The organism is Micromonospora tarapacensis (assembly GCF_019697375.1).
In the GTDB taxonomy this organism is placed as follows: Bacteria; Actinomycetota; Actinomycetes; order Mycobacteriales; family Micromonosporaceae; genus Micromonospora; species Micromonospora tarapacensis.
In genome coordinates, this window is sequence record NZ_JAHCDI010000004.1 from 3,867,498 (window position 1) to 3,889,451 (window position 21,954).

The following is a 21,954-nucleotide window of genomic DNA, read 5'->3' on the forward strand; positions in this document are numbered from 1 at the left end:
GCCGACGCGGCAACCGGCTACCGGTTCCCGCGTCGGCGCAGCACGGCCACCAGGGTGAGCCCGCCGGCGAGCGCGACCCCGGCGGCGATCAGCACCGGCACCAACCAACCGGTTCGGTCAGACTCGGCTCCGCCGGTGGTGCGGGCCGCCTCCCGGTACGCCTGTGCCAGCGCGTTACGGGGGGAACGCTCCACGACCACGTCGAACAGAGCGGCGGCACCCCGCTCGTCGCCGCCGAAGTAGGCGTCGAGCCCTTCGCGGTAGAGCTCGTCCGGCTCGCCGAGACTGTTGTCGATGCCGGCGGTGTCGAGCAGGCCGGTCATCCTGGCCGCCGGCACCGTCAACCGGTTCGCCCGGTCGGGGCGCAGCAGGTCGTTGTCGAGCATCCCGACCACCCGGCCCTGCTGGTCGACCACGACCCCGCCACGTGAGGAGGCACCGACGTCGTCGCTGACCCGGTAGGCCGACGAGGCGAGGTCCACCTCGGTCACCTGCACCGGCTTGGCCAGCACGCGGTAGGTGGCGAAGCGGTACTCGGTGTCGGTGGTGCCGTAGCCGAGCACCAGCAGTGCGGTCTCCGGCGCGATCTCGGTGGAGGTGTTCACCGCGACGGCGGGAAGGTCCGTCTCGTCGAGTTCGACCAGAGCCAGGTTGCCCTCCGCTACCGGGAGGGTCTGGACGACGGTCCCGGGGATCGCCGGGCTGTCGGTCCTGTCACCGGTGGCGACGTTCAGCTGCCCGTAGAGCCGCGACTCGGGTTGCGCACCGGGCTCGCGGCCGGTGAAGACGGTCGTGGCGGTGTGGGCACGGGTGTGGGCGTCGACCTCTTCGGGCTTCAGCCGGCCGGCGGCGACGAGCGTCCTGGCCAACTCGGCCAGGCCGTGACCGAGCATGAGGTCCGCGCTGGGCCGCACGCACTGGGCGTTGGTGAGGACCTGCCCGTCGTGGCGGACCACCACGCCGGTGCAGCGCCGGCTGAAGGTGAACGGCTCGGGATGCAGCAGGACGGCGTCCTGCTTGTTCCGGACGTACCCGGTGATGGTGGTCTCCAGGAAGACCACCGCGGGGGCGGCGGTGGCCAGGGCACGCTCCTGCGGGCTTCGCGGCACCGCCTCCGCCCAGGGTTCGATGCCGGGTGCGAGGGTGGTCGTGGTCGGTGCGGCCGTCGGCTCGTCCGGCCCGTCCGCCATGGCGATCCAGAGAGCCGCTGTCCCACCGACGGTGGCCACCAGGAGCAGCGCTGCGACGGAGGCCAGCAGGCCGGTTCGCCGCTTCGGCGGCGGCGAGGGCCTGATCCGGCGGCCGGGAGCCGCGAACGGGTCGTACGGCGGGGGGTCGGCGGGTAGCGCAACCGGTGCGGCCGGCATCTGCACGGTGTCCGCGGTCGCCGGTGCGGCCCCGGGCGTGGCGGGAGCGCCGGAAGCGGGCACACCGGACGTCGGCACCCCGAGGTCGGCACACCCGAGGTCGGCACGCCGGGCGGCGGGGCGGGAACGGGCGGCGGAGCGACGGGCACCGGCTGGTAGTCCACGCCGAGCGCCCGGAGGAGCCGCTCCGCGCCCGGCCCCGCCTCGGCGGGGTACGCCACCCAGGGGGCGGCAGCCGAGAAGTCCGCGTACGTGAACGCCGGACCGGCGGGCGACTGGGCGAGCGAGTTCGCGATCCCGGCGAAGGCCTCTCGCCAACCCGCAGTGGCGGCGACGGTGGCGTCCAGCACGGCCACGGTCACGAATCGGCCCTGCCCGTCGATGGCCGCCCACGCCTTACCCACCGGGGAGCCGCCCAACAAGTGGGTGAACCTGTAGGGGCTCTCCGGCTGCATGCCAACTCCTCCACTCAACCGCCGTCCGGATACTACCGAGACGGGCTCGGTGGCCGCCGCACCGGCTGGCGCCGGGAGGTGTGACGAGGACCTCGTCCTCCACCCTGGATCGACCGCCCGGGTGGCGGCTTGCCGATCGGCCCGCCCGCGGCCCGCGGTCGGCCCCTTGCCCGGTCGAACGTGAACCCGTAACTTACGCTCGTTCCGCCGGGCCGGTCACGGCCGGGGCAGCCACAGCAGGGTCGGGCCGGTCTCCGGCGGACGCACGAGGGGGACCGCGGTGAGTTCCAAGCCCGGACGCGACGGCGCGTTGGACGCGCTACGCGGCATCTGCATCGTCAGCATGATCATCGGACACCTCGCCCTCCACTCCCGGCTCTGGGCGGTCAGCCGCCACCCCTGGGTGGATGCGGCGTCCGGGTTCATCCTGATGTCCGGGCTGGTGATCGGGTTGGTGCAGCGCCGAGTCTCCCAGCGGTCCGGCAGCCGCCAGGCGACCATCAAGATCATGCGCCGGGTGGGGCTGCTCTACCTGGCCCACGTCTCGATCGTGGCGTTGGCGATCGTCATGGCCCTGTGGCGGCCCGGAACCCACCGCTCGCTGCCGGACCTGGACGTCTACGGCGGCCCGCTGGAGGTGCTCTGGCATCTGGTCACCCTGCAGCTCTCCCCGACGTTCCTCGACATCCTGCCGCTCTACATCATCCTGCTCTCGCTCGCCGCCCTCGCCGTCGCCGCCCTGCGGGCCGGTCGCTGGAAGCTGGTGGTCGTCGGCTCCGTCGCCCTCTACACCGTCGGCATGCTGGTGGGGCAGTGGACGACGCTGCCCCAGCAGAAGGGCGATCCGGGCTACTTCAACTGGGCGACCTGGCAACTGCTCTTCATGTCCGCGCTGATCGTCGGCTGGTACTGGCACCAGGTCCGGCAGCCGGTGGCGAGCCGGGCCGGCGTCGTCACCGCCGGAGTCGTCCTGCTCGGTGGCACCGCAGCCGCGGCAGCGGCGAGGGTGCTGCTGGCGGACGGGACCACCGGGGCGCGGTTCACGACCTGGCTCCTGGACAAGAGCGCGCTCGGCCCCGGCCGGCTCATCCTGGGCTGGGCGGCGTTCGTGATCGCCTACCGGATCCTGGACTCGGCTCCCGTGCGGCGCGTCGCCAGGCTGCTGCTGACCGAACTGGAACGGCTGGGACGACGCAGCCTGGACTCGTTCGTCATCCTCTCCGTCGCCGTGGCCGTCCTGCCCACGGTGACCAGGGTGTCGACGGTGTCGCTGGCCGCGCAGGTCTCCGTCTTCCAGGTGCTGGTCCTGTGCTGGCTGTGGGCCGTGCTCAGGGACAACTGGTCCGCACCGGCCGCGACCCGCGGCGGCCCGCGGCCGGCCGAGCAGGAGCCCGCCCGGGCCGGGTGAGACGCGGCTGGCGCCCCTGCCCCGCCGACCCGCTCAGGTGCTGCTGATCAGCAGCACCGGCTCCGGTCCGTCGGTGACCTGTGTCACCCGGTACGCGCGGAGCGCCTCCCGCCACTGCGGCTCGTTCGGATGGGTGTAGGAGCGGATCAGATAGACCCGGGTGTCCGCGGGCCCGGCCGCGGCCCGCGCCAGGATCCCGTCCAGGGCGTTCCGGATGCTCTGCATGTCCCGGCAGGTGAGGCAGGGAACGATCACGTCCGGCCGGGTGGGCATGGCGACCGTCCAACCGACGGTGCCGGGAACCGGCGCGACAAGCGTGAGGGGATCCTGCTCCGAGTAGAGGGTGAACCCGAACCAGGCGGTCGCGCTGACCACCACGATGTCGTGCGGTCCGGCGTGGGCCGCCACGTGCCTGGTGGCCGTACCGATGCCCGTCATCGCCATGTGGGAACGCCAGACTCCGGGTTCGTGACCGTCGAAGCGGTACCAACGGTGGTTGGCGACGGCGTAGCCGCCGATCAGAATCGCGCAGGTCACGGTGGCCACGGCAAGGGGGCGCAGCGCCCTTGCGCGGGCGGCCAGGGCGACCAGGTCGGCCAGGCCCGCGGCGCCGACACCGGCCAGCAGGATCGTGACCACGAGCAGGAAGTGTGACGTGCGCGAATCGAGCAGCGGATAGATCCGCGCGATGCCCAACGCGGACACGGCCACCGGCAGCAACAGGACCGCGACGGCGGTGCCCGGGCGCCCCCGCCGGGCGAGGGTCGACACGCCCACCAGGAGGAGCACGGCGAGGATCCAGCCGGGAACGCCGAGCAGCGGCAGCAGGGCGCCGATCCGGGCGGCGAGGTGTCCCGGCAGTTCGGTCGGTGCCGGGAAGTACGCCGTCCAGTAGTCGACCATCGCGTCGTTGTTCCCGCTGGCCGAGACACCGAGGTAGACCGCGGCGACAGCCACGCCGGCAACCAGCCCGGCGGTGGCCGCCTCGACCGCCCGTGCCCACTGGCGGCGCACGACGGGTGCGAGCAACAGCCCGCCGAAGACGCAGGGTGCGACGATGGCGGTCGTGTGGCTGAGCAGCATGCCCACCGCCACCGCGGCCACCGTGACGGCGAGCCGGCCACGTGACCAGGACCGCTCCGTCCAGCACGCCAGGGCGAGCAGCGTGACCGCCACGGCCGCGTCGGCGGTGTACTGCTTCAGATCGTGGCGGGTCTGCTGGACCGGCACGAGCAGGACGGCCGCCGCGGTGACGGTGCCGACGAGAACGCCGTGGCCACGCTCGCTGACCAGGAGTCGACCGAGCAGGTAGGCGGTCACGACGGTGAGCAGTTGGAATCCGAGCGGGACGATCCGCAGGTAGTCGATGTCCGGGACCAGCCGGAGCAGCAGGCTCCAGCCGAGCGGACTGGACGAGGTGGTCACCGGGAGGTCAGCGAGCGGGAGCCGGGTGGACAGTGCTACCCAGGCCTCGTCACCCCAGTACTGCGCGGTCAGCCACGACCCGATGTCGTTGACCACGAAGAAGAGGCCGACCAGCACGACGACTGGTCCGGCCTCCTTCAGGACGGGGAGCAGGCTCAGGCTCCGGGTGGGGATCGTTCGCTCGGCGGGGGCAGACACGCCGTCCTTGAGTGCAACCACGCTGTTCCTTGTTCGTAGAGAGGGCGTCCGGATGGTACTCGGAATGCGCCGCACGCTTGCTTCCTGAAATTTTTCTTGCATATAGTCGCGCCATGAATAACACGGCGGTCGCGGCGCCGGGTGATCGCCTGCTCGGCCTCTTTCAGGGCGTCCGGCTGACCCCCACCCAGCGCCGCATCGCGCACTGCCTGGTGCAGCACGCTCCCGCCATCGGCTATCTCTCCGCCGCCGAGGTCGCCGAGCTGGCCGGGGTCAGCCAGCCGTCGGTGACCCGGTTCGCGGTGGCACTGGGCCACGACGGCTATCCCGCCCTGCGGCGCCGGCTGCGGGAGCTGACCGCTGCCGCGCCCGGCCCGGCGACCGCCGGCAACGAACTCCAGCAGGCGGTACGCGCCGAGATCGGCAACCTGGACCGGCTGGCCGGGCAGCTCGCCGACCGGGACCGGATCGCCGCCACCGGTCGGCTGCTGGCCGCCAGCCGGCCGCTGCCGGTGCTCGGCCTGCGTTCCGCCGCACCGCTGGCCTCGTACTTCGCCTACTTCGCCGCGAAGGTGCACCCGGACGTGCGGGTGCTCGACGCCGGCGGCAGCCTGCTCGCCGACCGACTCGAACAGGCCGCCGAGGCCGGGGCGCGGGCGCTGCTGGCCTTCGTGCTGCCCCGCTACCCCGGGAGACCCTGGACGCGCTGCGCGAGGCCCGCGACGCGGGGCTGGCCGTGGTCGCCATCACCGACTCGCCGGTGAGCCCGGCGGCCGAGCACGCCGACGTGGTGCTGCCCGCCGCGGTCGGCGCGCAGCTCGTCTTCGACCTGCACACCGCCCCGATGACCCTGGCCATGGTGCTGCTCCAGGCGATCTGCGACGCCGCCCCGGCCGAGACCCAGCGGAGGTTGGAGGCGTTCGAAGCCTCAGCCACCCGTCGACAGTTGTTCCTCGGTTAGGAGGAGTTCCCGATGACGCATTCCACCGGGGCCGCACGCGGCAGTGGACACATCCGTGCCGCGCGCGGCACCGAACGCAGCGCCCGCAACTGGCCGCAGGAGGCCGCGCTGCGGATGCTGATGAACAATCTCGACCCCGAGGTGGCCGAGCGCCCGGACGACCTGGTGGTCTACGGCGGCACCGGTAGGGCGGCCCGGGACTGGCCGTCGTACCACGCGCTGGTGCGGACGCTGACCGAGCTGCGCGACGACGAGACGATGCTGGTGCAGTCGGGCCGGCCGGTCGGCGTCATGCGCACCCACGAGTGGGCGCCCCGGGTGTTGCTGGCCAACTCGAACCTGGTCGGCGACTGGGCGACCTGGCCGGAGTTCCGCCGCCTGGAGCAGCTCGGCCTGACCATGTACGGCCAGATGACCGCCGGGTCGTGGATCTACATCGGCACCCAGGGCATCCTCCAGGGCACCTACGAGACGTTCGCGGCGGTCGCGGCCAAGCTCGCCGGCGCCCGCGGCGACGGGCAGCAGGCCGGCGGTGGAACCCTGGCGGGCACGCTGACGCTGACCGGCGGCTGCGGCGGGATGGGCGGGGCGCAGCCCCTGGCGGTCACCATGAACGGCGGCACCTGCCTGATCGTGGACGTGGACCGCGGCCGGCTGGCGCGGCGGATGCACGACCGCTACCTGGACGAGATCGCCGACGATCTGGACGACGCGGTCGAGCGGGTCCTCGCGGCGAAGCGGGACCGGCGGGCGCGCAGCGTCGGCGTGGTCGGCAACGCCGCCGCCGTCTTCCCCGAGCTGCTGCGCCGGGGCGTACCGATCGACATCGTCACCGACCAGACCAGCGCGCACGACCCGCTGTCGTACCTGCCGGAGGGGATCGAGCTGGCCGACGCCCGCGACTACGCGGCGGCCAAGCCGGCCGAGTTCACCGAGCGGGCCCGGGAGTCGATGGCGAAGCACGTCGAGGCGATGGTCGGCTTCCTCGACGCCGGCGCGGAGGTCTTCGACTACGGCAACTCGATCCGCGGCGAGGCCCGACTCGGCGGGTACCAGCGGGCCTTCGACTTCCCCGGCTTCGTGCCGGCGTACATCCGGCCGCTGTTCTGCGAGGGCAGGGGCCCGTTCCGGTGGGCGGCGCTCTCCGGCGACCCGGCCGACATCGCCGCCACCGACCGGGCGATCCTGGAACTCTTCCCGGAGAACGAGTCCCTCGCCCGGTGGATCCGGCTGGCCGGCGAGCGGGTCGCCTTCCAGGGCCTGCCGGCACGGATCTGCTGGCTGGGCTACGGCGAGCGGGATCGGGCGGGCGTACGGTTCAACGACATGGTCGCCTCGGGCGAGTTGAGCGCACCGGTGGTGATCGGCCGGGACCACCTGGACTGCGGCAGCGTGGCCAGCCCGTACCGGGAGACCGAGGCGATGGCCGACGGCTCCGACGCGATCGCCGACTGGCCGTTGCTCAACGCGCTGGTCAACACGGCGAGCGGCGCGTCCTGGGTGTCCATCCACCACGGCGGTGGGGTGGGCATCGGCCGCTCCATCCACGCCGGACAGGTCTGCGTCGCCGACGGCACCGCCCTGGCCGGGCAGAAGATCGAGCGGGTGCTCACCAACGATCCGGCGATGGGCGTCATCCGGCACGTCGACGCCGGCTACGACGCCGCCCGCGAGGTCGCCGACCGCACCGGCGTCCCCGTCCCGATGGCGGAGGGTTGCCCGTGAGCGGGCTGGCCGGCCGGTTCCGCGCGCTGTGGGACGAGATCGCCCCGATCGGGCGGGACGGCCGCGGCGGTGGGTACCTGCGCTACGCGCTCACCGAGCCGGAGTTGCGGCTGCGGGAGTGGTTCCGGAAGCAGGCCGACGCGCGGGGCATGCCGGTGCGGGACGACGGCAACGGCAACCTCTTCGCCTGGTGGGGTGACCCGGAGGCCGGCGGTGCGATCCTCACCGGCAGCCACTTCGACTCGGTGCCGCACGGCGGCGCGTACGACGGGCCGCTGGGCATCGTCAGCGCCTGGCTCGCCGTGGACGAGTTGCGCGCGGCCGGTGTCACACCGGCCCGGCCCCTCGTCGTCGGCGCGTTCGTCGAGGAGGAAGGCGCCCGGTTCGGCGTACCGTGCCTGGGTTCGCGGCTGCTCACCGGGCAGATCGCGGCGCAGCGGGCGGCCGGGCTGCGCGACGCGGCCGGGGTGAGCTTCGCCGAGGCGCTGGGTGACCGGCCGGCGGGCGCCGACCCGGCGCTGCTCGGCCGGCTGGCCGCCTTCGTGGAACTGCACGTCGAGCAGGGCCGCGCGCTGGTCGACCAGGCCGCGCCGGTCGCGGTGGCCAGCGCGATCTGGCCGCACGGGCGCTGGCGCTTCGACTTCACCGGCGAGGGAAACCACGCCGGTACGACCCGGATGGCCGACCGCCGCGACCCCATGTTGACGTACGCCTTCACGGTGCTGGCGGCGAACAAGGAGGCCCGGCTGCGCGGCGCCCACGCCACCGTGGGTCGGGTGGCGGTGGAGCCGAACGCGACGAACGCGATCCCGTCCCGGGTGACCGGCTGGCTGGACGCGCGGGCGGCCGAGCCGGCCACCCTGACCGGGCTGGTCGAGGCGGTGCGGGCCAAGGTCACCGAGCGGGCCCGGCGCGACGGCACGGAGGTCACCCTGACCGAGGAGTCGGCGACGCCGCTGGTGGCGTTCGACGGCGGGCTGGCCGACCGGCTGGCCCGGCTGCTGGACGCCCCGGTGCTGCCCACCGGGGCGGGGCACGACGCGGGAGTGCTCGCGGCCCACGTGCCGACCGCGATGCTCTTCGTCCGCAACCCGACCGGGGTGTCGCACTCTCCCGCCGAGTCGGCCACCGACGCCGACTGCGCCGCCGGGGTGACCTCCCTGGCCCGCGTGCTGGAGGAGCTGACCAGATGACCTCGACCCGCTGGCTCGCGGAGTACGCCTGGCTGCCGGGGCAGGCCGCACCGACCCCGGACGTGCTGATCGAGACGGTCGACGAGCGGATCACCGGCGTGACCCCGCTGGCCCCGGCCGGCCGGCCGGACGCCGGCGTCGACGTGCTGGCCGACGCGGTGCGGCTGCCCGGGTTGACGCTGCCGGGCCTGGCCAACGCCCACTCGCACGCCTTCCACCGGGCGCTGCGCGGGCGCACCCACGGTGGCCGCGGTGACTTCTGGAGCTGGCGCGACCAGATGTACGCCGTCGCCACCCGGCTGGACCCCGACTCCTGCCTCGCGTTGGCGCGGGCGGTCTACGCCGAGATGGCGCTGGCCGGGATCAGCTGCGTGGGCGAGTTCCACTACCTGCACCACGGGCCCGACGGCACCCCCTATGCCGACCCGAACGCGATGGGTGCGGCGCTGGTCGAGGCCGCGGCGCACGCCGGGATCCGGCTGACCCTGCTGGACGCCTGCTACCTGACCGCGTCGGTGGACGGCCGGCCGCTGGTCGGGCCGCAGCAGCGCTTCGGCGACGGTGACGCGGCGCGCTGGGCGGAGCGGGTCGACGCGTTCGACCCCGACGGTGGGCACGCCCGGCTGGGCGCGGCGATCCACTCGGTCCGCGCGGTGCCGGCCGGACAGCTCGCCACCGTCGCCGGCTGGGCGCAGCGCCGGGACGCGCCGCTGCACGTGCACCTGTCGGAGCAGCCCGCCGAGAACGACGCCTGCCGGGCGGTGCACGGCCGCACCCCGACCCGGCTGCTCGCCGACCACGGTGTGCTCGGCCGGGCCACCACGGCGGTGCATGCCACCCACCCCACCAGCGCCGACGTGAGCCTGCTCGGGGAGAGCCGGACCGGGGTGTGTCTCTGCCCGACCACCGAGCGGGAACTCGCCGACGGCATCGGGCCGGCCCGCCGGTTGGCCGACGCGGGCATCCCGCTCAGCCTGGGCAGCGACAGTCATGCCGTGATCGACCCGTTCGAGGAGGCGCGGGCGGTCGAGTTGGACGAGCGGCTGCGTACCCGGCGGCGCGGCCACTTCGCCCCGGCGGAGTTGCTGGCCGCCGCGAGCGAGGCCGGGCACGCCGCGTTGGGCTGGGCCGACGCCGGCCGGATCGCGGTCGGCGACCGCGCCGACCTGGTCACGGTGCGGCTGGACACGGCACGCACGGCCGGCGTGCCCCGGCGGGCGCCTGGTTCGCGGCGAGCGCCGCCGACGTGGCGCAGGTGGTGGTGGACGGACGGGTGCTGGTCCGCGACGGCCGACACCTGACCGTCGACGTGGCACCGGAACTGTCCACGGCCATCGCGGAGGTGACCGGGTGAGCGCGGGCAGCCTGCTGGTGGACAACATCGGTGAACTGGTCACCAACGACCCCGGCCGGGGCGAGGGCGGTCCGCTGGGGATCCGGCGGCGGGTCGCGGTGCTCGTCGAGGACGGCGAGGTGGCCTGGATCGGCCCGGCCGTCGACGCGCCGGCCGCGGACCGCCGCGTCGACGCGGGCGGGGCCGCGGTGCTGCCCGGCTTCGTGGACAGCCACGCCCACCTGGTCTTCGCCGGCGACCGGGCCACCGAGTTCGCCGCCCGGATGGCCGGGCGGCCGTACACCGGCGGTGGCATCCGGACCACGGTCGGCGCCACCCGCGCCGCGAGCGACGGCGAGCTGCGGGCCACCGTGCGCCGGCTGCACGCGGAGGCGTCGCGACAGGGCACCACCACGATCGAGATCAAGAGCGGGTACGGCTTGACCGTCGCCGACGAGGCCCGCTCGCTGCGGATCGCCGCCGAGGTGACCGCGGAGACCACCTTCCTCGGCGCGCACGTGGTCCCGGCCGAGTACGCCGACCGACCCGACGAGTACGTGGGACTGGTCTGCGGGCCGATGCTGGCCGCCGCCGCCCCGCACGCCCGCTGGATCGACGTGTTCTGCGAGCGGGGCGCCTTCGACGCCGACCACGCCCGCGCGATCCTGACCTGCGGGCAGGCGGTGGGGCTGGGCGTGCGGGTGCACGCCAACCAGCTGAGCCCCGGTCCGGGCGTGCGGCTCGGGGTGGAGCTGGGCGCGGCCAGCGTCGATCACTGCACCCACCTGGCCGACGCCGACGTCGACGCGCTGGCCGGCGCGGAGACCGTGGCCACCCTGCTGCCCGGCGCCGAGTTCTCCACCCGGTCGCCGTATCCGGACGCCCGGCGGCTGCTCGACGCCGGGGTCACCGTGGCCCTGGCCACCGACTGCAACCCCGGCTCGTCGTACACCTCGTCGATGCCGTTCTGCGTCGCGCTGGCCGTCCGCGAGATGCGGATGACCCCGGCGGAGGCCGTCTGGGCCGCGACCGCCGGCGGCGCGCGGGCGCTGCGCCGCGACGACATCGGCGTGCTGCGGCCCGGCGCCCGGGCCGACCTGATCATCCTCGACGCGCCGTCCCACCTGCACCTGGCCTACCGGCCCGGAGTTCCCCTGATCCGCCGGGTCCTGCACAACGGAGTACCGCGATGACCGTGACCATCCAGCCCACCGGGATCTCCCCCACCGACGTGCTCGCCGTGGCGCGCGGCGGCGCCAAGGTCGTCCTCGATCCGGCCGCCGTCGACGCGATGGCGACCAGCCGGTCCATCGTGGACGGGATCGAGGCCGCCGGCCGTCCCGTGTACGGCGTCTCCACGGGCTTCGGTGCCCTCGCCAACACCTTCGTCGCCCCCGAGCGCCGGGCCGAGTTGCAGCACGCACTGATCCGCTCGCACGCCGCCGGGGTGGGCGCGCCGATGCCGCGCGAGGTGGTGCGGGCGATGATGCTGCTGCGGGCCCGCTCGCTGGCCCTGGGCCGCTCCGGGGTGCGCCCGCTTGTCGCCGCCGCGCTGGTGGACCTGCTCAACCACGACGTCACCCCGTGGGTGCCGGAACACGGGTCGCTGGGCGCCTCCGGTGACCTGGCGCCGTTGGCGCACTGCGCGCTGGTGCTGCTCGGCGAGGGCTGGGTGCTCGGCCCGGCCGGCGAACGGGTACCCGCCGCGGACGCCGTGCGCCGGGCCGGCCTCACCCCGGTGCAGCTGGCCGCCAAGGAGGGGCTGGCGCTGATCAACGGCACCGACGGCATGCTCGGCATGCTGCTGCTGGCGATCCACGACGCGGCACACCTGTTCACCATGGCCGACGTGACCGCCGCGCTGGCCATCGAGGCGATGCTCGGCTCGGAACGGCCGTTCCGGCCGGAGTTGCACGCCATCCGCCCGCACCCCGGTCAGGGCGTCTCGGCGGCGAACATCCACCGGTTGTTGCAGGAGTCGGCGGTGATGGACTCGCACCGCGACGACCTGGCGCACGCGGTCCAGGACGCCTACTCGATGCGCTGCGCACCGCAGGTCGCCGGCGCGGCCCGGGACACCCTGGACTTCGTCCGCACCGTCGCCGCCCGGGAGTTGGTCTCGGTGGTGGACAACCCGGTGGTGCTCACCGACGGCCAGGTGGAGTCGACCGGCAACTTCCACGGCGCACCGCTGGGCTTCGGGGCGGACTTCCTGGCCATCGCCGCCGCCGAGGTGGGCGCGATCTCCGAACGCCGGGTGGACCGGCTGCTCGACGTCACCCGTTCCCGGGACCTGCCGGCGTTCCTCTCCCCCGACGCGGGAGTCAACTCCGGCCTGATGATCGCCCAGTACACGGCGGCCGGCATCGTCGCGGAGAATCGCCGCCTCGCCGCGCCCGCCTCGGTGGACTCGCTGCCCACCAGCGGCATGCAGGAGGACCACGTCTCGATGGGCTGGGCGGCGGCCAAGAAGCTGCGCACCGTCCTGGACAACCTGACCAGCCTGCTCGCGGTGGAGCTGCTCGCCGGCGTACGCGGGTTGCAGCTGCGGGCGCCGCTGACGCCGTCGCCGGCCGGCCGGGCGGCGATCGCGGCGCTGGGCGACATCGTCGGTGAGCCCGGCCCGGACGTCTTCCTCGCCCCGCTGATGGAAGCCGCCCGCGCCGTGGTGGCCAGCCCCGACCTCCGCGCCGCCATCGAAGTCGAGCTGGGTCCGCTCGGCTAGCCGGCCGGGTGGTCAGGGTGTGGGTGGGAGCACCTTGGCGACCAGGGCGGCCAGCTCGCGCAGCGCCTTGCCGCGGTGGCTGATGGCGTCCTTCTCCTCCGGGGTCAGCTCGGCGTTGGTGCGGTCCTGGCCGTCGCCGAGGAAGATCGGGTCGTAACCGAAGCCGCCGTCGCCACGCGGGGCGCGCAGCAGCCGACCCGCCTGCCGGCCGTCGACCAGGTGCTCCTTGCCGCCGGGCAGCACCAGTGCGACCGTGCAGACGAAGGAGGCGCCCCGGTGCTCGTCCGGCACGTCGCCGATCTGGTCGAGGACCAGTTGGAGGTTGGCCTGGTCGTCACCGTGCCGGCCGGCCCAGCGGGCGCTGAACACCCCCGGCATCCCGTTGAGCGCGTCGACGGCCAGCCCGGAGTCGTCGGCGATCGTCGGCAGACCGGTACGCCGGCAGCCCTCCCGCGCCTTGATCAGCGCGTTCTCGCCGAAGGTCAGCCCGGTCTCCGGCAGCTCCGGATAGGCCTCGACGTCGTCCAGCCCGATCAGGGCGACCCGGTGCGCGCCCAGCGCCCCGTCCAGGATCCGCTGCAGCTCGATCAGCTTCTTGCGGTTCCGGGTGGCGAGCAGGACTGTGTTCATGGGGTGAGCGCCTTCCGCTGGGCTTCGGCGAGGTCAAGACAACCGAGGACGGCCAGGTCGAGCAGGTCGTCGAGCTGCTTGCGGGCGAACACGCCGGCCTCGCCGGTGCCCTGCACCTCGACGAAGTCCCCGGTGCCGGTGCAGACCACGTTCATGTCGACCTCGGCGGCCACATCCTCCTCGTAACACAGGTCCAGCCGCGGCGCGCCGTCGATCACGCCGACGCTGATCGCGGCCACCGAACGGTGCATCACGTTCTCCGGCTTGCCGGCCAGCGCCTTACGTGCGGCGAGCCAGCTCACCGCGTCGTGCAGCGCCACGTAGGCGCCGGTGATCGCCGCGGTCCGGGTGCCGCCGTCGGCCTGTAGGACGTCGCAGTCGAGCACGATCGAGTTCTCGCCGAGCGCCTTGAGGTCGACGGCCGCCCGCAGACTCCGGCCGACCAGCCGGGAGATCTCGTGGGTACGCCCACCGACCCGGCCCTTGACACTCTCCCGGTCGGAGCGGGTGTTGGTGGCCCGGGGCAGCATCGCGTACTCCGCGGTGACCCAGCCCTGGCCGGAACCACGGCGCCAGCGGGGCACGCCCTCCGTCACGCTCGCGGTGCAGAGCACCCGCGTCGCGCCGAACTCGACCAGCACCGACCCCTCCGGATGGGTGCTCCAGCCACGGGTCAGGGTCACGGGTCGAAGTTGGTCGGGTCGCCGCCCGTCAGGTCGCGCCATGCCTGCACCCTATGCGGTGCGCCGAGCGGACCGAGCCCGGGTGCCGCTCAGCCGCGCCGACCGGCCGCCTGGATCACCGGGAGGTGACCGTCAACGACGGATCGCCGGACGGCTGACCGGTGTCGATGCCGTGCGCGCGCAGGAAGCCGGTGACCGCGCCCGGCCAGCCGAACTCCTCGGCCCGGCGACGGGCAGCCGTGCGCCGATCCACCTCGGACCGTTCCAGCAGACGCACCACGGCCGCGGCGATCGCCGACGGCGTGCCGTCGGCGGCCCGCCCGCCCGGCCCGATCACCTCGGGCAGGGCACTGGCGGCGTTGGCCACCACCGGGGTGCCGCTGGCGAGCGCCTCCAGGCCGGCCAGGCCGAAGGTCTCCACCGGGCCGGGCGCCAGCACCACATCCGCCGTGGCGAGCAGCGCCGCGAGGGTCGCCCGGTCCGGCAGGAAGCCGGTGAAGTGCACCGGCAGGCCCGCCGCACGCCGGGCCAGCGCCGGCCGCAGCGGCCCGTCGCCGGCCATCACCAGCACCGCGGGCACGCCGTCGGCACGCAGCCGGGCGAGGGCGGCCAGCGCCAGCTCGGGGCGCTTCTCCACGGACAGCCGGGCACAGTGCACCAGCAGCACCTCGGTGTGGTCGGCGTAGCGCTCGCGCAGCACCGGGTCGGCGCGCCGGGGATGGAAGGTGGACAGGTCGACGCCGAGCGGCACCAGGTCGGCGCCCGGCCCGTCGAGCCGGTCGAACTCCTCGGCCGCCCACCGGGTGGTGCAGACGACCCGGTCGTAGCGGCGCAGGGTCTCCCGGTTGAGCCGGTCCGCGACCTGCCGGGCGGCGGCATCCGGCAGCCGCCACTGGCCGAGCAGGCCGGTCAGGCTCTCGTGGGAGACCATCACCGACGGCACCCCGTGCGCACCGGCCCAGCGGCCGATCCAGCGCAGGGTGCTGCGGTCGGAGACCTCCAGCCGATCAGGGGCCAGGTCGCCCAGGACCCGGGCCAGCCGCCGCCGGTCGGTCAGCACCCGGTAGCCACCGGTGCCGGGCAGCTCCGGGCCGGGCAGCGTGACCTCGCGGCCCCAGGGGCGACGGGTGTCGCCGTACCTGCTGCCGGGAAGGACCAGCACCGGCTCGTGCCCGGCGGCGAGGTAGCCCTCGCCGAGGTGTCGCAGCGCGGTCCGCAGGCCACCGGAGCGGCCGGTCACGAAGTTGGCCACCCGGACGATCCGTGCCGGCCGGGCGGTGGTGGTCGTCCTCACGCCGACAGGCCCATCGCCGGCATCCCGGCCAGCACCGCCTCGTAGTGCCCGATCAGCTCGTCGCCGACGGCGCTCCAGCTGCGCCGGGCGACCGCCGCCCGGGCGGCCCGGCCGTACTCCGCGCGGCGGCTGTGGTCAGCGGCCAGTTCCGCCACGGCGGCGGCGAGGGTCTCGCCGTCCTCCGGCGGCACGAGCAGCCCGGTGACGCCGGAGTCGACCAGGTCGACCGGTCCGCCGCTGGCCGGCGCGACCACCGGTACCCCGCTGGCGAGCGCCTCCTGGACGGTCTGGCCGAACGTCTCGTGCGGGCCGGTGTGCACGAACACGTCGAGGCTGGCGTAGAACCGGGCCAGGGCGTCGCCGTGCTGGACGCCGAGGAAGCGGACGCCGGGCAGGTCCCGTTCGAGCTGGCGGCGGGCCGGACCGTCGCCGGCGACGACGACCCGGACGCCGGGCAGCCGGGCGGTGGCGGCGAGCAGCTCGACCCGCTTCTCCGGGGCCAGCCGCCCGACGTAGCCCACCAGGAGTTCACCGCCGGGCGCGAACGTCCGGCGCAGGTCGGGGCAGCGCCTGTCGGGGTGGAAGCGCTCGGCGTCGACACCCCGGCGCCACAGCCAGACCCGCTGCACCCCGTGGGCGGCGAGGTCGGCGGCGGCCCAGGTCGAGGGGGCCAGGGTGCGCCACGCCGAATTGTGGATCTCCCGCAGGCGCCGCCAGGCCGCGGCCTCGCCCCAGCCGACCCGGTAGGCGCGGGCATAGGCGGCGACGTCGGTCTGGTAGACGGCGATGGTGGGTAACCCGTGCCGGGCCGCGAGCACGGCCGCGCGGCTGCCGAGGATGAACGGGCTGGCCAGGTGCACCACGTCGGGTGCGTGTTCCAGCAGCACGCCGGCCAGCCGGTTGTTCGTCGGCACGCCGAGCCGGAAGCCCTGGTAGCGCGGCAGCGGCACGCTCGGGATACGGACCACCGGGTAGGGATACCGGTCGGTGTCACGACTCAGCGTCCCCGGCGGGGCGGGCGCGATCACCAGCGGCTGGTGGCCGCGGGCGACGAGGTGCTCGGCGGCCCGCACGACCGAGTTGGCGACACCGTTGACGTCCGGCGGGAACGACTCGGTCACGATGGCGATCCGCATGCCTCCCACCGTGGGGGCACCAGCGAAGATCCAGGAGACGTCCGGCTGACGGGCCGGCGAACAGTGCGGCACGAACCCGCGTCGGGCCGGTCAGATCTCGTAGCTGGCGCCGGGGCGGACCACTTCCAGCGGGCCGGCGTACGCGGCGGAGGCGGCGGCGACCGTGTGCGCCTCACTGCCCCAGGCGGGGACGAGGTGGGTCAGCAGCAACCGCCCGACGTTGGCCTTCGACGCCGCCTCGCCCGCCTCCCCGCCGGTGAGGTGCAGGTCCGGCGGGTTGTCGACGCCGTCGAGGTAGCTGGCCTCGCAGAGGAAGACGTCGGCGTTCTGCGCCAGGCGCAGCAGGGACTCGCAGGGGGCGGTGTCCGAGGAGTAGCAGAGCACCCGCCCGCCGTGTTCCAGGCGCACCCCGTAGGTCTCCACCGGATGCAGCACCCGGTCGACGGTGACGCTGAACGGGCCGATCGGGAAGGTGCCGGGTTGCAGCGCATAGAACTGGTACACGTCCTCGACCGTGCTGTCCTCCTGCCCGTACGCGGCGGCGAGCCGGTCCGGGGCGCCGGCCGGGGCGTAGACCGGCAGCGGCGGGTAGGGGCCGTCCGGTGCGTACCGTCGCACCACCACGTACGTCGCGGCGTCGAGGATGTGGTCGCAGTGCAGGTGGGTCAGGAGGATCGCGTCGGGGGCGTGCAGCCCGGCGTAACGCTGCAGGGTGGACAGCGAGCCCGAGCCGAAGTCGACCAGGAGCCGGAAGTCCTCGGCCTCGACCAGATAGGCCGAGCAGGGGGACTCGGGTCCGGGGAAGCTGCCCGCACAGCCCAGGACGGTCAGTCGCATCGAGTTGTCTCGCTGTCACGGTAGGTAGTGATCGTGCTGGCCGCCGCTCCGGCCATGATCACTACCGACGCGTACGCCACGCTGCGCAGCCTACGCCCGCCCACGCGAGGGCAAGAATGATCTGCTGGAAGTTGTCATCAACGTGACACCGGGTTTCGGCCGTCCGATCGAGTCCCACTCACCGGAGTGGCCGGTCCGGACGGACCGACGCGACGAGGGCCACCGGCGGCCTGCCGGTGACCCTCGTCGATGCCACTCCCCGCGCAGGTCAGGCCCAGAGCTGACCGTCGAGCGCCGCCTCGGCGTCGGCGAGCGTGCCGCCGTACGCCCCGGTGCTCAGATACTTCCAGCCGCCGTCGCTGACCACGAAGGCCACGTCGGCGCGGCGGCCGTCGCGCACCGCCTCGTGCGCCACCGCCAACGCGGCGTGCAGGACCGCACCGGTGGAGAAGCCCACGAAGAGGCCCTCCACCTCCACCAACTGCCGGGTACGCAGCACCGCGTCCCGGGTGCCGACGGAGAACCGCCGGGTGAGCACGGTCGCGTCGTAGAGTTCCGGGACGTACCCCTCGTCGATGTTGCGCAGCCCGTAGACCAACTCGCCGTAGCGCGGCTCGGCGGCGATGACCTGGATGCCCTCGACCTTCTCGCGAAGGTATCGCCCGGTGCCCATCAGGGTGCCGGTGGTGCCCAGGCCGGCCACGAAGTGGGTGACGGTCGGCAGGTCGTGCAACAGCTCGGGGCCGGTCGTCTCGTAGTGCGCCCGGGCGTTCGCCTCGTTGCCGTACTGGAAGAGCATCACCCAGTCGGGGTGCTCGGCGGCGATCTGCTTGGCGGTCGCCACCGCCTGGTTGGAGCCGCCTGCCGCCGACGAGAAGATGATCTCCGCGCCGTACATCCGCAGCAGTTGCACCCGCTCGCTGGAGACGTTCTCCGGCATCACGCAGACCAGCCGGTAGCCGCGCAGCTTGGCCACCATGGCCAGGGAGATGCCGGTGTTGCCGCTGGTCGGCTCCAGGATCGTGTCGCCCGGCCGGAGCCGTCCGGCGGCCTCGGCGGCCCGGACCATGAACAGGGCCGCTCGATCCTTGATGCTGCCGGTCGGGTTACGGTCCTCGAGCTTCGCCCAGAGCCGCACCGGCGGCGCCCCGTCCGGCACCGTCGGCGACAGCCGGGGCAGCCCCACCAGGGGCGTACCGCCGCAGGCGTCCAGCAGGCTGTCGTACCGCGCCATCGCGGGCCGCCTCAGCCAGCCGCGACGGGCGCCCGGCGCCCGGCCGACGTGGCGGCGGCGTGTTGCGCGATCGCCGCGGCGGCCGCGAAGCCGAACGCGCCGCCGGCCACCGCGGGCAGGATGGTGACGCTGTCGCCGTCGTTGAGCTTGGCGTCCAGCGCGCCGAGGAAGCGAACGTCCTCGTCGTTGACGTAGACGTTGACGAAGCGGTGCAGCGCGCCGGCCTCGGTGACCAGCCGCCCGCGCAGCCCGCCGTGCCGGGAGTCCAGGTCGGTGAGCAGGTCGTCCAGCGTGTCGCCGCTGCCCTCGACGACCTTCGTGCCGCCGGTGTAGCTGCGCAGGATGGTGGGGATGCGAACCTCGATGGCCATGGTGTCGTACTCCTCGATCGGGTGCTCGGTGACGGGAAGGGGCGTGCGGGGGCTGAGAGGGTCAGCGGCCCGAACACTCGTAGTCGACCGTCGCCGGGCTCTGCCCGAACATGTAGGACTGCACGGCGTGCGGATCCACCCCGGCGTCGAGGATCCGCACCGGCTCCTCCGTCACCACGCCGTCCACGATCCGGAAGGAGCGGATCTCCTCGGTGTCGGGCTCGCGGGTGGAGACGAGCAGGTAGTGCGCGCCCGGCTCACCGGCGAAGGAGATGTCCGTCCGCGACGGGTACGCCTCGGTGGCGGTGTGCGAGTGGTAGATGACGATGGGCTCTTCGTCCCCGTCGTCCATCTCACGCCAGACCCGCAGCTGCTCCATCGAGTCGAACTCGTAGAAGGTCATCGAGCGGGCGGCGTTCTCCATCGGGATGTGCCGGGTCGGCGTGTCACTGCCGACGGGGCCGGCCACCACGCCACAGGCCTCGTCGGGATGATCCCGGCGGGCGTGGGCGACGATCGCGTCGACGATCGACCGGTCGATGCTCAGCACGCCGCCAAGCGTAGCGCCCGGCGGCGGCCAACCGCGAGGCGGCGCCGGTCACAGTCAGTCGATCAAGGCGTTGAGCAGGGATTCCTGGAGGTAGCCAAGATAGGCGTAGACCGAAAGCTGGAACACCCGGCTGGAGGTCGGATCGTCGGAGACCGCGTCGTCGAGTTCCACGCCCAGGTCCGTCCCGTCCTTGATCTCCAGCCGGACGCCCATCGCCAGCCGGGCGTCGTTGAGTGCCCGCAGCCACGCCTCGGCCGCCTCGGCGTCAAGGCGCACCTCCCCGCCGCTGTCGCCGGGCAACGCGGCCAGGATCGCCCCGGCCTGATCGATCTTGCTGGTCTTCAGGTCGCCCTCGGTGTACCGGCGGAACTCCGCGGTGCCCGTCGCGTCGTCGGGGTACGCCTCGGGGAAGAGCCGGCACACGACCGGGTCGGAGTGGTCGAAGCCCTCGGTGAGCAGGCCGACCACCTCGGAGGCGACCTTGCGGAGCACCCGCACCTCGTCCATGGCGAAGGTGGCGACGTACCGGTCACCCCGGCGGCGGAACATGCTCACGACCGGTCCACCGTCGCCCACAGGCCGTACGCGTGCAGCTGGGAGGCGTCGTGTTCCATGCGTTCCCGGGCACCGCTGGAGACGACGGCCTTGCCCTTGTGGTGCACGTCCAGCATGAGCTGCTCGGCCCTCTCCCGGCTGTAACCGAAAAGCTTCTGGAACACCCAGGTCACGTAGGCCATCAGGTTGACCGGGTCGTCCCACACGATCGTCACCCACGGCCGGTCCGAAGCCGGCACCTCATCGGTGTCCGGAGTCTCGACCGGTGCAACCTGCGGAGCCGCCATGCCTCCCATCGTGCCACCGGATCCGCGGAACCGAGGAACCGGAACGCCGGACCGGCCCGGAACGCCGCCGACGGCCGCGCCGCCACCGCGGCCGGTCACCCGGGCAGCGCACGTGCACCCCGCCGGCGCTGCCGGCGGGGTGGACGGCGGAACCCTCAGGCGAGCAGGAGGCCGTGTTCGGCGGCATCCGACAGCACCGTGCCGAGCGAGCGGCGGATCGCCTCGAACCGGCGGGCGACCTCCCGCGACAGTTCCAGTTCGATCTCCCGGAGCGCCCGTTGGGCCCAGGCCCGCGCGGCGCTCGTGTCGTTGTTGCCGGGGGCGCGCCAGTGCTGCCAGCAGCCGCCGGCCAGCGCCACCGCGACCGGCGGGAGCACCGCCGCGCGGGCCGGCGCGGGATAGGCGGACAGCACGTCGATCGCCGCGGCGCCGGTCAGCGACGTCACCCCCGCGGAGCTGGTGACGAGCAGCGCCCGCTCCAGTTCCTGCCCGGTGGTGTCGTCGGCCCAGCCCCAGCGGACCGCCTGCTCGATGCGCCGGCGGACACCCTCCGGCAGCGGCGTGCCGAAGAGCCGGCCCGCGACGTCGTCCACGAGTTCCCGTGCGTGGTGGTCGCACTGCGCGGTGGCCAGCAGCGACAGCGCCGCCATCTCCCGGTCGAGCAGCTGGGGAAGGCCGGCGCAACCGACCCCGAAGACGATCTCCTGCACCACCCGCAGGTGCATCTTGGCCAGCTCCAGCGCGAGGTGCTGACGGATGCGCTGGGCGGCGGTGCGGGCCTGCCGGTCCAACCGCTCGGCCCACTCACCCGGCTCGGCCAGCACCGGCACCCGGCCATGCGCGCCGGGCAACTCGGGCGGTTCCAGGCTGGCGCGGCGCAGCCCTCGTCCGACGCCCACCCGACCAGCGCCCGCTTCAGGTCGGCCGCACCGCCGCTGACCATCGCGAACCAGCGGGCCTCGGCCAGCCCGGGCACGGCGGCGAGCAGCGCGGCCCGGTATGCCTCGACGGTGACCGCGACCGGATCCACCGCCGGGCCCCCGGACTCCCCGAACCCTGCATCGCCGCCGCGCCTCGCCGACCGCCGCCCAACCGTCGACGCCCGGCGTGACCGCGAAGAAGACCCGCACCGCAGTCCCCGCGACCTCGGACAGCAGGCTCAGCTCGGCTGCGCTGAAGGTCTGGTCCGCCGCGATCACGAACAGGAGCGCGCCGGCCCGACCCACCGCGTCGAGCAGCACGCCGGAGCCGGCCGGACCCGGCGCGGCGATGTCCGGCGTGTCGACCAGGACGAAGCGTTTCAGCAACGGCTCGGGCAGGCTCAGCTCGACCCGGCGGGGCGGCCTGGCCAGCGCCGGCCCGGCGGCCGGCAGGTCCGGCCGGTAGGAGTGCGGCAACCGGTAGCCGGGCACGTAGGCGGCCCGGGTGGGTTTCGCGGAGTGGCGCACGACCAGCCAGCTGCCGGCCGGCGCGGTGAGTATCGCGGCGTCGATCTCCAGCAGTGCGGCGAGCACGCTCGCGCGTCCGGCGGCGGCGGGACCCGCGGCGATCACCGCCAGCGGCTCGCTCGCGCCGGTGCCGGAGACG

18 protein-coding genes and 2 pseudogenes are annotated in these 21,954 nt (G+C 74.0%); 7 read left to right on the forward strand and 13 right to left on the reverse strand.

The window, feature by feature from the left end:
• Window positions 1-17: 17 nt before the first annotated feature.
• Window positions 18-1,367, reverse strand: a complete 1,350-nt coding sequence (locus KIF24_RS23510) for a trypsin-like peptidase domain-containing protein (RefSeq protein WP_221085875.1) — start codon at window positions 1,365-1,367, stop codon at window positions 18-20.
• Window positions 1,368-2,102: 735 nt separating this feature from the next.
• Here KIF24_RS23510 and opgC point away from each other — a divergent pair.
• Window positions 2,103-3,230, forward strand: a complete 1,128-nt coding sequence (gene opgC, locus KIF24_RS23515) for an OpgC domain-containing protein (protein WP_221085876.1) — start codon at window positions 2,103-2,105, stop codon at window positions 3,228-3,230.
• A 33-nt stretch (window positions 3,231-3,263) separates the two neighbouring features.
• Here the strand turns inward: opgC and KIF24_RS23520 are convergent, their stop codons facing one another.
• Window positions 3,264-4,874, reverse strand: coding sequence for a hypothetical protein (locus tag KIF24_RS23520; protein WP_221085877.1), 1,611 nt, complete (start codon window positions 4,872-4,874; stop codon window positions 3,264-3,266).
• Window positions 4,875-4,966: 92 nt separating this feature from the next.
• On the opposite strand from KIF24_RS23520, the pseudogene KIF24_RS23525 reads away from it, so the two are divergent.
• The 6 genes and pseudogenes from KIF24_RS23525 to hutH all read left to right on the forward strand — a co-directional run bounded on the left by KIF24_RS23525 (window position 4,967) and on the right by hutH (window position 12,790).
• Window positions 4,967-5,814: pseudogene (locus KIF24_RS23525) on the forward strand (MurR/RpiR family transcriptional regulator).
• 12 nt (window positions 5,815-5,826) lie between these two features.
• The gene (hutU, locus tag KIF24_RS23530; protein WP_221085878.1) at window positions 5,827-7,539 is read left to right on the forward strand and encodes a urocanate hydratase; all 1,713 of its coding nucleotides are present in this window, start codon (window positions 5,827-5,829) and stop codon (window positions 7,537-7,539) included.
• Entirely contained in the window at window positions 7,536-8,732 is a 1,197-nt protein-coding gene (locus tag KIF24_RS23535) for an allantoate amidohydrolase (protein WP_331461255.1), read from the forward strand. The genes hutU and KIF24_RS23535 overlap by 4 nt, the downstream gene beginning before the upstream one ends.
• Window positions 8,729-10,086: pseudogene (locus tag KIF24_RS23540) on the forward strand (formimidoylglutamate deiminase). Before KIF24_RS23535 ends, KIF24_RS23540 begins: the two are co-directional and overlap by 4 nt.
• Complete coding sequence (gene hutI, locus KIF24_RS23545) at window positions 10,083-11,258, forward strand: imidazolonepropionase (protein ID WP_221085880.1); 1,176 nt, start codon at window positions 10,083-10,085, stop codon at window positions 11,256-11,258. The pseudogene KIF24_RS23540 and the gene hutI overlap by 4 nt, the downstream one beginning before the upstream one ends.
• Window positions 11,255-12,790, forward strand: coding sequence for a histidine ammonia-lyase (gene hutH / locus KIF24_RS23550; RefSeq protein ID WP_221085881.1), 1,536 nt, complete (start codon window positions 11,255-11,257; stop codon window positions 12,788-12,790). Before hutI ends, hutH begins: the two co-directional genes overlap by 4 nt.
• Before the next feature lie 12 nt (window positions 12,791-12,802).
• On the opposite strand, the gene rdgB is transcribed toward hutH, so the two are convergent.
• From rdgB to KIF24_RS23605, 11 genes are all read right to left on the reverse strand, one after another.
• A complete protein-coding gene (gene rdgB, locus KIF24_RS23555) occupies window positions 12,803-13,420 on the reverse strand; it encodes an RdgB/HAM1 family non-canonical purine NTP pyrophosphatase (RefSeq protein WP_221085882.1) in 618 nt (205 codons plus the stop codon).
• Window positions 13,417-14,145, reverse strand: a complete 729-nt coding sequence (gene rph / locus KIF24_RS23560) for a ribonuclease PH (RefSeq protein ID WP_221085883.1) — start codon at window positions 14,143-14,145, stop codon at window positions 13,417-13,419. Before rph ends, rdgB begins: the two co-directional genes overlap by 4 nt.
• Before the next feature lie 73 nt (window positions 14,146-14,218).
• The gene (locus KIF24_RS23565) at window positions 14,219-15,397 is read right to left on the reverse strand and encodes a glycosyltransferase (RefSeq protein WP_331461256.1); all 1,179 of its coding nucleotides are present in this window, start codon (window positions 15,395-15,397) and stop codon (window positions 14,219-14,221) included.
• Window positions 15,394-16,533 carry a glycosyltransferase family 4 protein gene (locus KIF24_RS23570; RefSeq protein ID WP_221085884.1) on the reverse strand — a complete coding sequence of 380 codons (1,140 nt, stop codon included), beginning with the start codon at window positions 16,531-16,533 and terminating at the stop codon, window positions 15,394-15,396. The genes KIF24_RS23565 and KIF24_RS23570 overlap by 4 nt, the downstream gene beginning before the upstream one ends.
• A 90-nt stretch (window positions 16,534-16,623) precedes the next feature.
• On the reverse strand, window positions 16,624-17,370 hold the full coding sequence (locus tag KIF24_RS23575) for an MBL fold metallo-hydrolase (RefSeq protein ID WP_221085885.1): 747 nt from the start codon (window positions 17,368-17,370) through the stop codon (window positions 16,624-16,626).
• Between the two features lie 268 nt (window positions 17,371-17,638).
• Window positions 17,639-18,604, reverse strand: coding sequence for a PLP-dependent cysteine synthase family protein (locus KIF24_RS23580; RefSeq protein ID WP_221085886.1), 966 nt, complete (start codon window positions 18,602-18,604; stop codon window positions 17,639-17,641).
• Between the two features lie 11 nt (window positions 18,605-18,615).
• Window positions 18,616-18,975: a MoaD family protein gene (locus KIF24_RS23585; RefSeq protein ID WP_221085887.1), complete on the reverse strand. Its 360-nt coding sequence runs from the start codon at window positions 18,973-18,975 to the stop codon at window positions 18,616-18,618.
• Window positions 18,976-19,036: 61 nt separating this feature from the next.
• Complete coding sequence (locus KIF24_RS23590) at window positions 19,037-19,525, reverse strand: Mov34/MPN/PAD-1 family protein (RefSeq protein WP_221085888.1); 489 nt, start codon at window positions 19,523-19,525, stop codon at window positions 19,037-19,039.
• A 54-nt stretch (window positions 19,526-19,579) separates the two neighbouring features.
• Window positions 19,580-20,074 (reverse strand): DUF2017 domain-containing protein, encoded by a 495-nt coding sequence (locus KIF24_RS23595; RefSeq protein ID WP_221087519.1) that lies wholly within the window; start codon window positions 20,072-20,074, stop codon window positions 19,580-19,582.
• 2 nt (window positions 20,075-20,076) lie between these two features.
• Window positions 20,077-20,367 carry an ATP-dependent Clp protease adapter ClpS gene (gene clpS / locus KIF24_RS23600; protein ID WP_221085889.1) on the reverse strand — a complete coding sequence of 97 codons (291 nt, stop codon included), beginning with the start codon at window positions 20,365-20,367 and terminating at the stop codon, window positions 20,077-20,079.
• 155 nt (window positions 20,368-20,522) lie between these two features.
• The gene (locus KIF24_RS23605; protein ID WP_230415857.1) at window positions 20,523-21,920 is read right to left on the reverse strand and encodes a P-loop NTPase family protein; all 1,398 of its coding nucleotides are present in this window, start codon (window positions 21,918-21,920) and stop codon (window positions 20,523-20,525) included.
• Between the last annotated feature and the right edge of the window lie 34 nt (window positions 21,921-21,954).

Coding starts and splice junctions, on each gene's coding strand:
- KIF24_RS23510 (WP_221085875.1), bottom strand. CDS start 1,367: ATGCCGGCCGCACCGGTTGCGCTACCCGCCGACCCCCCGCCGTACGAC.
- hutU (WP_221085878.1), top strand. CDS start 5,827: ATGACGCATTCCACCGGGGCCGCACGCGGCAGTGGACACATCCGTGCC.
- hutH (WP_221085881.1), top strand. CDS start 11,255: ATGACCGTGACCATCCAGCCCACCGGGATCTCCCCCACCGACGTGCTC.
- rdgB (WP_221085882.1), bottom strand. CDS start 13,420: ATGAACACAGTCCTGCTCGCCACCCGGAACCGCAAGAAGCTGATCGAG.
- rph (WP_221085883.1), bottom strand. CDS start 14,145: ATGGCGCGACCTGACGGGCGGCGACCCGACCAACTTCGACCCGTGACC.
- KIF24_RS23570 (WP_221085884.1), bottom strand. CDS start 16,533: ATGCGGATCGCCATCGTGACCGAGTCGTTCCCGCCGGACGTCAACGGT.
- KIF24_RS23575 (WP_221085885.1), bottom strand. CDS start 17,370: ATGCGACTGACCGTCCTGGGCTGTGCGGGCAGCTTCCCCGGACCCGAG.
- KIF24_RS23580 (WP_221085886.1), bottom strand. CDS start 18,604: ATGGCGCGGTACGACAGCCTGCTGGACGCCTGCGGCGGTACGCCCCTG.
- KIF24_RS23585 (WP_221085887.1), bottom strand. CDS start 18,975: ATGGCCATCGAGGTTCGCATCCCCACCATCCTGCGCAGCTACACCGGC.
- KIF24_RS23595 (WP_221087519.1), bottom strand. CDS start 20,074: ATGTTCCGCCGCCGGGGTGACCGGTACGTCGCCACCTTCGCCATGGAC.
- clpS (WP_221085889.1), bottom strand. CDS start 20,367: ATGGCGGCTCCGCAGGTTGCACCGGTCGAGACTCCGGACACCGATGAG.